Source organism: Shewanella sp. 1CM18E (assembly GCF_023161665.1).
Classification (GTDB): domain Bacteria; phylum Pseudomonadota; class Gammaproteobacteria; order Enterobacterales; family Shewanellaceae; genus Shewanella.
Genome location: NZ_JALNTW010000001.1, coordinates 1 through 3,353, shown reverse-complemented (window position 1 = coordinate 3,353; position 3,353 = coordinate 1). Strand labels below are relative to the sequence as shown.

Here is a 3,353-nt window from a genome sequence, read left to right as displayed (position 1 = left end):
TCGACCTCGCTGTGTGGGGCCGTATTATAGGGAGGAACGATCTACTGTCAACGCTTTTTTTAGATAAAATAACGACTACGGTTCAATTTTGCGCGTGTTGCTGCATAGTTAATCAGAGGTGCGCAGTGTCGAGCCATAACTGGTTAAAAGTTAACTTACACCTGCTAGTAAGTCTAACGTCAATTATCGAAATTTGGTTCGTCTGCTGGATATCTTACACTAGAAACTAACTCATTATTCGGCGATTCGTTTTAAAGTCACCTTTAAAAGAGGATTTGAGTGCGCTTAAAAATGTGTACTTAGGCTTATAGTTGCGGTTTTAACTTGTCACCGAGGGCGGTTTTGTACTGCAAGGCTTATTTAGTTTTAACTTTTTATCGTGTAAATGATTAAGAAGCCTATCCCCTAGATGTTATATTTGCGATGGAAAAGCGGCTCACTTTAGGGGCGAATCGATAGTTTCAGCTAATAAATACTCTAAGTGTTACTAAAATAAGGCTCGGGAAGTTAAAGCAGGTTATTAAGTGTGAATGTTTTAAAGTGACTACTTGGCTATATGTAGTCTTTTTTGAGCTCCCGCAGTTTTCCTTTTCTTTTACTTTCCTTATCGGAGGTTTTCTGACATATGTCATTTTGTTGAACCAATAAGTTGAGTCGCGATGCTATAAGTCTTGAAAACGTTACCGTGTTTGTACAAAGAAATGATGACGGTTGTTTTAGTTGTGTTCTGACAAGCGACACTGAATGCAGGGGGATCGGAACGGCTTATTTAAAATGGACATATAAAGAGTAGAGAGCATTAAAACGAGTATTGCCATTAATATTGGCGATAATCCTTAAAAGCGTTTTGACTATTTACTACCTGTAACGCTTATTCCTTCTGGTGATGCCTACTATTAAATAGATGTGTTACTTGTCGTTAGTCACGTAGTGATTGAGCTACAAGTAGTGGCTTTCATATTTTATAGGGCTTCAGCAACAAATATGTTTAAAGGGCAGAAGTTGCAGACTAAAGACTTTGTTTTTTTGAAATTCAAGCTGTTGTTCTGTTTAGCGGCGAACCACTGTTTTATGTAAGGGCTGATTGTAGCCTTAGCTTAGTGATCTCCATGCGAAGATAACAGCATGTGGTGAAAACTATATGTTATGAGAACTGGTCGAGCAGAGAATTCATCATCCCAGAGCAAACTCAATTTAGTAGAACTATTTAGCTAGGCTCAAACTAAATTTTAGATATAGCCGCGCTTCTTAAATAAAAGCCGTAAATGCATGAATTGGAAGATCTGCTGATTAAAGCATGTAGAACTAATGTGTGTAACGGGACTTATCGTTTATTCGACATTCTCTGGATGTGAGTTTGCTGCTTTATAAAGGAGGGTGATATAGCCATCTAGTTTTGAAGGCCTGTATCAGGTCTGATTTCACTCATTGCTTCTTTACCTCATTGTCTAGGTGAGGGGAGAGCTTAATGAAGAGGCGAGTCGCCCATATTCGTTACAAAATTTGCCTTATAGCAGTAGACCTATTTTCCCAGGCTCTTTTGGCTGTTAGAATATGCACCACATTCATTAGTACAGTCTATTATTTAGGCTTTCTACATAGGTCAATGTCCATTATGACAGTTAAGACGCGTTTTGCTCCAAGCCCTACCGGCTTTTTGCACGTTGGTGGTGCTCGTACAGCACTTTATTCATGGTTATATGCACGCGCAAACCAAGGCGAGTTTGTTTTACGTATCGAAGATACCGATCTAGAACGCTCGACTCCTGAAGCATGTGCTGCAATTTTAGAAGGCATGGAATGGCTTAACCTGAATTGGGATGAAGGTCCTTACTATCAAACCAAGCGTTTTGATCGTTACAACGAAATCATTGCACAGATGCTAGAGCAGGGCACTGCATACAAGTGTTACTGTAGCCGTGAACGTATTGAAACAATGCGCGAAGAGCAAGCTGCTAAAGGTGAGCAACAGAAGTATGATGGTTGCTGCCGTGATAAAGCCCCTCGTGACACTGATGAGCCATTTGTTGTGCGTTTCAAAAACCCAACAGAAGGTAGTGTTGTATTTGACGATCACGTACGTGGTCGCATTGAATTTGCTAACAGTACATTAGATGACTTAATTATTGCCCGTACTGAAGGCACACCTACCTACAACTTCTGTGTAGTTGTTGACGATTGGGATATGGGTATTACTTGTGTTGTTCGCGGTGAAGACCACATCAACAATACACCTCGTCAGATCAATATCCTTAAAGCACTAGGTGCACCAGTACCTGAATATGCTCACGTATCTATGATTTTAGGTGATGATGGCGCTAAGCTATCTAAGCGTCATGGTGCTGTTGGTGTTATGCAATACCGTGATGATGGTTATTTACCTGAAGCGCTACTTAACTATTTAGTACGTTTAGGTTGGTCACATGGCGATCAAGAAGTGTTCTCTATTGATGAGATGAAACAATTCTTTAGTCTTGATGACATCAACAAAGCCGCTTCAGCTTTTAATACAGATAAACTGATTTGGTTAAACCAGCACTATATTAAAGAATCTGATCCAGAGTACGTTGCTTCTCACCTAGAGTGGCATATGGCTGATCAAAACATTGATACAAGCAATGGTCCAAAGTTATCTGAAGTTGTTTCTGCATTGTCTGAACGTGCAAAAACACTAAAAGAACTTGCTGCATCTAGCCGTTACTTCTTTGAAGATTTCGAAGAGTTTGACGAAAATGCTGCTAAAAAGCACCTAAGAGGTGTTGCACTAGAGCCATTACAGTTATTCCAAACTAAATTAACTGCTTTAAATGAGTGGACTTTAGAAGCAATTCATCAAGCAATTGAAGATACTGCAGCTGAATTAGAAGTAGGAATGGGTAAAGTTGGTATGCCATTGCGCGTTGCAGTAACTGGCGCGGGTATGTCTCCTGCTGTTGATTTAACCATATTCCTGGTTGGAAAGGCCCGTACAGAGCAAAGAATCTCCAAAGCGATTGAATTTGTAGCAAATAGAATAAATTCCTAAAAAACGGGTTGACTCTTTTGGGTGCGCTGCATAGAATGCGCCACGCAGTTGAGACACAGGCAACGAATAGTTCGCGGTGCACTCAAAAGTGATTTAGTTAGTGAGGGGCCTTAGCTCAGCTGGGAGAGCGCAACACTGGCAGTGTTGAGGTCAGCGGTTCGATCCCGCTAGGCTCCACCAACTAACTGATTAAAGCGTTAAATCTTAGCCTACAGGGTTTAATGAGTATTCACTCTTTGCAGAGTCTAATGCAGTCCGGGTCCCCTTCGTCTAGAGGCCTAGGACACCGCCCTTTCACGGCGGTAACAGGGGTTCGAATCCCCTAGGG

Annotated in this window: 1 protein-coding gene and 1 tRNA gene; both read left to right on the top strand. The window is 41.2% G+C overall.

Translation table 11 applies throughout. From position 1 onward, the window contains the following. Positions 1-1,615: 1,615 nt before the first annotated feature. Positions 1,616-3,025 carry a glutamate--tRNA ligase gene (gene gltX / locus MSG37_RS00010; protein ID WP_248468541.1) on the top strand — a complete coding sequence of 470 codons (1,410 nt, stop codon included), beginning with the start codon at positions 1,616-1,618 and terminating at the stop codon, positions 3,023-3,025. 104 nt (positions 3,026-3,129) lie between these two features. After that, positions 3,130-3,205 (top strand) — tRNA-Ala (locus tag MSG37_RS00005). Positions 3,206-3,353 lie beyond the last annotated feature (148 nt).

What these genes read in the sequence shown, in the direction of transcription:
- gltX (WP_248468541.1), top strand. Translation starts at nt 1,616, where the DNA reads ATGACAGTTAAGACGCGTTTTGCTCCAAGCCCTACCGGCTTTTTGCAC.